General features: G+C 47.8%; 8 protein-coding genes. 1 reads left to right on the top strand and 7 read right to left on the bottom strand.

Annotated elements, in window-relative coordinates:
• Positions 1–226 precede the first annotated feature (226 nt).
• The 3 genes from IBT54_RS25535 to IBT54_RS24755 form a co-directional block, all read right to left on the bottom strand.
• Positions 227–808 (bottom strand): DUF6886 family protein, encoded by a 582-nt coding sequence (locus IBT54_RS25535; protein WP_370585232.1) that lies wholly within the window; start codon positions 806–808, stop codon positions 227–229.
• Between the two features lie 206 nt (positions 809–1,014).
• Positions 1,015–1,449 (bottom strand): GNAT family N-acetyltransferase, encoded by a 435-nt coding sequence (locus IBT54_RS24760; protein ID WP_201253314.1) that lies wholly within the window; start codon positions 1,447–1,449, stop codon positions 1,015–1,017.
• Between the two features lie 790 nt (positions 1,450–2,239).
• Complete coding sequence (locus tag IBT54_RS24755) at positions 2,240–2,500, bottom strand: hypothetical protein (protein ID WP_201253313.1); 261 nt, start codon at positions 2,498–2,500, stop codon at positions 2,240–2,242.
• 368 nt (positions 2,501–2,868) lie between these two features.
• Between IBT54_RS24755 and IBT54_RS24750 the strand changes: the two genes are divergently transcribed.
• Positions 2,869–3,072: a hypothetical protein gene (locus tag IBT54_RS24750; RefSeq protein ID WP_201253312.1), complete on the top strand. Its 204-nt coding sequence runs from the start codon at positions 2,869–2,871 to the stop codon at positions 3,070–3,072.
• A gap of 1 nt (position 3,073) precedes the next feature.
• Here IBT54_RS24750 and IBT54_RS24745 read toward each other — a convergent pair whose 3' ends face one another.
• The 4 genes from IBT54_RS24745 to IBT54_RS24730 form a co-directional block, all read right to left on the bottom strand.
• Entirely contained in the window at positions 3,074–3,334 is a 261-nt protein-coding gene (locus tag IBT54_RS24745; RefSeq protein WP_201253311.1) for a biofilm development regulator YmgB/AriR family protein, read from the bottom strand.
• Positions 3,335–3,412: 78 nt separating this feature from the next.
• Positions 3,413–3,691, bottom strand: coding sequence for a hypothetical protein (locus IBT54_RS24740; protein WP_201253310.1), 279 nt, complete (start codon positions 3,689–3,691; stop codon positions 3,413–3,415).
• A gap of 70 nt (positions 3,692–3,761) precedes the next feature.
• Entirely contained in the window at positions 3,762–4,001 is a 240-nt protein-coding gene (gene ycgZ, locus IBT54_RS24735) for a regulatory protein YcgZ (RefSeq protein ID WP_201253309.1), read from the bottom strand.
• A 390-nt stretch (positions 4,002–4,391) separates the two neighbouring features.
• Positions 4,392–5,360, bottom strand: coding sequence for an IS110 family transposase (locus IBT54_RS24730; RefSeq protein WP_201253308.1), 969 nt, complete (start codon positions 5,358–5,360; stop codon positions 4,392–4,394).
• Positions 5,361–5,697: the final 337 nt, after the last annotated feature.

Raw genomic sequence — 5,697 nt, 5'->3', positions numbered from 1 at the left:
TGTCTGTGCGCGGAGACCGCCGCCGCTGCGCTTTTGTCCACAGGGTTATCGCCAGGCTATGCACCCGCACTGTGGACAGAATGAAATAAGATACCCTCTTAGCTTGCAAGTGGAGATCAGGATTTAGAAGGCTATTTTCGAGGGGCAGGGAAAGTCAAGGTCTGCTTTGAGCGAGAAGCGGACATTAGTGAGGTTTGCCCCAGAGCAAAACTTATCAATTATGAATTTATACGATAACCTGGCGGCCCGGTTTCGAATGCGTCCAACCTGGTTTTCCCCAGTCTTGTGCGTTTCTCAGTCTAATGCCGCTAGCGTGAAGCGATGTTAGCCATATACTTTTGAGTGGCGTGAGTCTTTCCATTACACGCAGTGTTATATTTCTTGATACAAGTTCAGCATCCAGGTTTGAAAATATCTTCAAGCCAGTTGGGATAACGTTTGTCCGGGATACCCACATGCCGACCTCTCCCGTTGGCTCAAAGTGATCTACAGGCAATTCATATCTGTAAACTTTTCCACTTTGAAAGCGTGATAGCCATGCATGTTCGATGCAGGCAATGGCATTAGCATGTGAGTGGACTCCCATCCATTGTTCAATGTCTGCTCTGTTTGTACCAGGTAGTGGCCAAAACACGATGCGCGGGCACTCCCGAGGGAAAAGATAAAGTAATTCGTGCGCTTCATCCGTAGCCCAAATCAGTGCCCCATTTAGCCACTCCTGTCCAGCAGGCCTGTCGACATGAACCCTTATTGGACGAGGTTTGAATGTAGTGATATCAGGACTATCGCTGAAATGAAAAAGACGCACTCAAGGCTCCGTTTAAAATGTATTCATTATTTCGAGTAAATCATTATGAGTAACTAAAATGTCACCCATGTGAATTTTACTTAGCTTAATTTTCTTGAAGTAGGCAGCAGCGGAGCATATGCGCAGGTGGAGATGTGAGATGTGCGCTTCTGGCACATAGCGGACCTGTGCTCTGGAATGTCAGTTATGAGCGAATAGCACACTTTTTATAAAGACTTTTTCATAAAGATACGGCTTGTTCCTTCGGGTTTGCAGTCAATACGTCCGAATTCTTCCCAACCGTGCTTTTTGTAGAATTCAGGGGCCTGAAAGCTAATTGTGTATAAAAATGCAGCAGTGCAGCTTCTTCTTCCTTCCTCCTCGAAGTGTAAAAGGATTTCTGTACCAATCCCTTTACTCCGCAATTCCGGTGGAAGATAGAAGAGATCTATAAAAAGTAGACCTAACGAAGAACGCCCCTGCATCCCTCCCAGTATCTCACCGTTTGTCTTTGATTTTATTAACACAGATAATGGCAGACGATCACTTATTCCCGTCATTAAATCATTGAAATCGTTAAGACCTTCTTCAATCGGAATCAATCGCTCAGGGTTAGGATTTTCGCAGACCTCTAAATTTATCCCTTCAAAGATGCCATTCATTAAAAATGTCCTTATAAATTAAAGTGGTGTTTAAATATACAGCTCTTAGATGCAAGCACAAGAGTCTTGTCATTTATGGTTTGCATTCAAGCTACATGGTCAACTTCCGCTTCTGGCACAAAGCGGACTGGCGGCAAGCTAAGGTGTGCTATGAGTGAATTGCAGGCAATCATCGTAAAGTTATTACTGAAGAATTTTTTAAAATAAGGATGCATGTCCGGAGCCTGCAGTGCTGAAGTGTCAGGCGATTAGTGAAGCCCCCTAATCCTGCTCCGTCAGCATTTCAATATGGATGACAGACAGCTGCTCGCCGGCCTCACCTGATGCGTAATAACGCTCTATGCTTCGGATGAAAGGACTTCGCGATTCCAGCATGTCTGCAATTTCCCGCAGGTGTGCGGCAAGGCAGGCCGGAGATTCGGGGATACAGGGCGGAGTGGCTCTGGCCATGATGTTATTCTCTGTGTGAAAAAAACATCATACCTCACCAGAGTTTTTGTGAAACTGAGGCGCTTAAAAATTCTGAGCAGACTGCCCGTGACAGGAGACTGAGGCGAGGTAGTTAAATCAGCAGGCTGTATTCCGGGATACGGGCATATCAGCCAGAGCTTTCTGCTTTAGAGCTTAGATTTTTATCCACAGAATTAGTGCATAACTTCTGTACAACTTCTGAAGCGGTGCGGAGGTGTCGTCCATGACGGTTTCTCCGGCCGGTATACGCTTTCACGCAACCGATGAGGTCATCTGGTGCTGTCGTCTTCCGGCCGGAGCCGGACTACGTCCTATGGCGTTAATGCTTTTCTTCGTTCAGACCTGCAAGTGTCTGCAGGTACGGCATGGGCTGCTCTGCAATTCCGGGATTGACGTATTTCTTCAGCCAGCTTCTGGCCTCAAATATGTCGCCAAGCCTTTTATCACAGGATACGTTTGCAGCCATATGACCCAGTTCTGCGATGAGAGAGATAACATTTATCTCCTTTTCAGCCAGCGCCAGGTGCAGTGCCGCTTCGCCAATAATGACGTGGCCTTTCTCGTCGTCTTGAATTAACACGGTACATCCTCCATTAGCACGTTGTTGATAACCTCATTACTGACTGTAGTTGCCATGAGAAATGACGCACGGGTAAATAATCCTTAATCGGGCGATGAGTAAGTCTGCAATGCTGATGAAAAGCGTCCGTTGATGCCGGTTCGCTGTATCTTTTGTCGTCGCACAGGCCCATACCGGACGGGCCGATAATGCCCGGACCTTCTATTCAGTGGCCTGCTGATTTAAGAGCTTTGGGTTACAGGCGGACGACAGGGAGTACCCGGGAGTCTCTGACGTGCGTGAGGAAAGTCGTTCTGACAGCAGCCATTGCTCAGATTGTCATGCCGGATGATGATATACTGGATTTTTATACATGAGATGGAGGCGGATTGAAAAACAATGCGCACGATTTTTCAGAAGAGGTTCGCGCCCTGATAGGGAAGGTAGCAACCGGACTGCTTTCAGCAGGTGATATTGTCACTCCTCAACGCCTTATTCAGGCTTTATACCACCTTAGTGAACACGCCGGGGATGATGATACCCGTCCTGACTGCCTGGAACTGATTCAGTACCTGATGAAGAAAATGCACTGAGTCACACAGCCCGTGCAGGATTTTTCAGGCCCATCAGAATTTCGAGACATGTCCGCAGCACATCAAGCCTGACGACCTCCGTGGTGGCTTCCATTTCGCCGATAAGATAGAAAAGAACCTCTCTGCTTGTCACGCTGCCTGTTCCGGTAAGCAGGGTCCTGACTGCAGCAGAAAAGATTCTTTTCTCCTCTTCATAAATATCATCAATATTCTCTAGAACGTGAATCAGTTCGGGTCCGTCTGAGTTGAGTATCTGTTGCATCTGAAATTTATAACCTTATCGCTGCCGTTTTAACAGAACTGCCAGTTTTTACCTGCTTACAAAAGCATAGTCTTTTTATCAGTGGCGGGTCAGCCTGTCCTTGTCTTCGTGCAGAGTCACGACCTGACTTTCTTCGTTATTATCAGCGTCCGAACTGCGCCGCTTCATCTCTGACCTGACGTCCTGTATAGCCGCTTTCAGTACACCAGCTCTGGATTCGTCCTGTTCGTCAGCAAGCCGGGCTTCGAGTTTCGCCAGGATTCCAATCCATGAAACGGGCGTCTTCTCATCAAGAAGAGCCAGTGCGGCCTGGCCTATGAGCATCTCACCGGGCGTTTTGTTACTGTTACTTTTCATTACTGCCAATGCTCTCTCATTCCAGTTGTACCTGTACAGCTTAAGGGTTTTAAGCCCTGCTTCAGGTAGTCTACTCAGAAAATAAAAGGCTTACCAGTTCCTGCAGATGCTGCTCTTCATCCGGCGAAGAGGCTTTTTCCAGACGTGCGATAAGACGAAGGCAGATGGACTTACGGCTGAGCATCCGGCCTGAGCTTAGCACCTCAACAACAATGGCACCGAGCGTTTCCTGCTGTGACGGCATTGCTGCGCGACTGAAATAGGCAGCAACTTCTTTGTTCAGGTTTCCTGCTGGCATGGTCTGTAACATAGAGAACTCCGGTTGATTAAGTGCTGAGCAGCATATGCAGCTAAAGTTATACAAAATAAATTAAGTTGTACAGTTTTATTCTGCCGCTCAGAAATCAGGGGTACTGGCAGCGCTTTTTATGCACCTGGAAACCGGACCACCTCCCTGCCCGTTTAGTGCAGGAATAAGTCACCGTGCATAAACTGCTGGCTGTCGCTGATGTCTGTTTCTGGCAAAAGCACACATGTGCACTGAATTTTCCTTTACGAGCAAAATGCAGACTGTAAGCGCGGCCTGTGTATACAAAGTTTATCTTTGATGAGATCACAGATTTACCTCCAGCTTTCGCAACAGACCAGGCCGGATTAGTACGTGATGTCCTGATAAAATGCTGTTTATGTCCTCATACAGTCACCTGCAGGCAGGTTCTCCGGTTATCTGAGGCGTATAAACTGTGCCTGAACGCAGTACACCAAAAATAATGTGTATGAGTTTGCGCATTGCCGCACCGACGATAAGCATGCCGGGCTTCCCGGCAAGCCTGAGACGGTGGCCAAATGCCCGGATATCCGGATTATGCTTCAGTGCAACCAGAGCGGGCATATACATTGCGCTTCGCAGATATGCATTTCCTGTTTTTGACATCCTTGATTTGCCCCTCACCGAACTGCCGGACTGATGGTGTCGTGGGTTCAACCCCAGAAAAGCTGCAACTTCCTTAGCCTTACTAAACTGTTTGTCTGCCATAAATGATAAAATTACAGCGCCCGTGACGCTTCCGATGCCCGGTATTGAACTTATCAATGCCTCCTGCTTTCTCAGCTCATCATTGCTGCTGATGTGTTTTTTAATTTCCTGTCTGATCGTTTCAATCTCTTCTTTCAGGTGACTGGAAATTCTTTGAAGCGAAGGCTGAATGCTGGCATCGGCTTTATCAGCACGGTTAGATTCCATTCTAAGCATGCCTTTCAGCGCATCCATTCGGCGTACCAGAGCCTGCAAAATCCTGACCGGCTTCAGTACAGGCCGCCACAGCGCCGGAATAGTTGCCCTGCAGAAACGCGCAATCAGCTTTGAATCACTTTTATCTGTTTTTGTACGGGACAGCTCCGCCATACCGTAACCCTTTATGCGCGAGTGATTTACCACACTGACTTTTATCTTTTTCTCATACAGAAACGTTGCGAGAGCTGTCCCGTAATTACCGGTGGCTTCCATACATGCGTGAATCTCTGAAAAATCATCTTCGCCGGACCATTTCAGAAGTGCTGAAAAACCCGCCACTGAATTGGCAAATGCCTTACACCGGTAACTGCCATTGCGAAGCAAAGCAGCATCAAACTTCTTACTGGCAATATCAATTCCGAGATAAACAGTCATGTCATATCCTCATAGTTTCAGTACTGACCAACCTTGCAAAATTCAGGCTCACCGCATTGCGTGGCCAAAGATACCCTTCGATCTGGACTGAGATAAGGACAGAGCGGCATTTATCTTATTTACGGGCCTGATAGCCTGAGGAAGTTGGCGGCCTGCTCTGCCCCGGGACAATGCATGTATAAGCAGACTCAACTTATTCTGCCAGAGACACGATACAAGGAAGTTGCTGCGCGCCGCTATATTCCGCCATGCGGCGGGACAGGGCAGAAAACCCGGTCCGTGCGGACTGCGGCCGGTGCCGTGACTTCACTTTAGCCCGGCCGCTGCGTGTTCAAGA

Origin of the sequence: Pantoea sp. S62 (genome assembly GCF_016658625.1) — a bacterium.
Classification (GTDB): domain Bacteria; phylum Pseudomonadota; class Gammaproteobacteria; order Enterobacterales; family Enterobacteriaceae; genus Pantoea; species Pantoea vagans.
This window is presented reverse-complemented; position numbering and strand designations above follow the sequence as displayed.

Bases quoted from the DNA above. Each gene is read 5' to 3' on its own strand.
- IBT54_RS24760 (WP_201253314.1), bottom strand. From the start codon at position 1,449: ATGAATGGCATCTTTGAAGGGATAAATTTAGAGGTCTGCGAAAATCCT.
- IBT54_RS24745 (WP_201253311.1), bottom strand. From the start codon at position 3,334: ATGCAACAGATACTCAACTCAGACGGACCCGAACTGATTCACGTTCTA.
- IBT54_RS24730 (WP_201253308.1), bottom strand. From the start codon at position 5,360: ATGACTGTTTATCTCGGAATTGATATTGCCAGTAAGAAGTTTGATGCT.
- ycgZ (WP_201253309.1), bottom strand. From the start codon at position 4,001: ATGTTACAGACCATGCCAGCAGGAAACCTGAACAAAGAAGTTGCTGCC.
- IBT54_RS24740 (WP_201253310.1), bottom strand. From the start codon at position 3,691: ATGAAAAGTAACAGTAACAAAACGCCCGGTGAGATGCTCATAGGCCAG.